This is a genomic window from Segeticoccus rhizosphaerae (genome assembly GCF_009192725.1).
GTDB classification, from domain to species: Bacteria; Actinomycetota; Actinomycetes; order Actinomycetales; family Dermatophilaceae; genus Segeticoccus; species Segeticoccus rhizosphaerae.
In genome coordinates this window covers 1-798 of the sequence record NZ_VOHR01000651.1, presented here as the reverse complement: position 1 = coordinate 798, position 798 = coordinate 1, and the positions used below count along the sequence as shown (strand labels likewise).

At 75.6% G+C, this 798-nt stretch carries 1 protein-coding gene; it reads right to left on the bottom strand.

Annotated elements, in window-relative coordinates; all coding sequences use genetic code 11:
* Positions 1-798, bottom strand: a 798-nt coding sequence (locus tag FRW57_RS22310) for an FAD-binding oxidoreductase (RefSeq protein ID WP_152187109.1), incomplete at both ends; no start/stop codon positions are given.

Genomic DNA, 798 nt, shown 5'->3' with positions numbered 1-798 from the left:
CGAAGTCCGCTGCGCGGCCGCGCAGTTCGCCGACGAGGGCCGCCACCGCGCCCGGATCCGCCGAGGCGTCGACGCCCGCGAGCACCGAGCCCACCCCGACGCTGCCACGCAGCCGCACGGCCAGACCCGTGGCGTCCTGGGCCGATTCGAGGGCCTGCAGGAGGGTGTCCAACGCGCCGAGCTCGTGGGTGAGGCGCAGCTCGACGTCGCCCGCCGTGAAGGGCTCGTGGCCCCACCACGGCGGCGGCTCGGTGAACCTCTCGGCCCGCGGGCCGAGCAGCCCACACATCGTCGCGGCCCGCTGCTCGACGCCGGGCCCGACACCTTCGAGCTGGACGCAGAGGGTGCCCTCGCGCGGGGTGGCCAGGTCGAGCTCGAGGGCCGCCGGCATGGTCTGGGAGTGGACCGCCGCCTGCGTCAGGCGGTGTGCCTCGTCGCCGCCGGTGACCGGCGCGGTCACCCAGGCTCGGGCGTGTGGCTCGGGGTGGAGCCGGAAGGCCGCCTGCGTGATGACCGCGAGGGTGCCGAGGGAGCCGGTGAGCAGCTTGGCGACGTCGTAGCCCGCGACGTTCTTGACGACCTTGCCGCCGGAGTGTGCGACGGTGCCGTCGGCGAGCACGAAGGTGGCCCCGATGACCAGGTCACGGACTGCGCCGTGCGCCAAGCGGATCGGTCCGGTGGCCGCGCTGGCGATCGTGCCGCCGATCGTGCCGTCTTGGGGTGGGTCGATCGAGAGCCGCTGGCCGGCCTCGGCCAGGTCCGCCTGCACCTGGCCCAGTCGCCGCCCGGCGCCCGCCA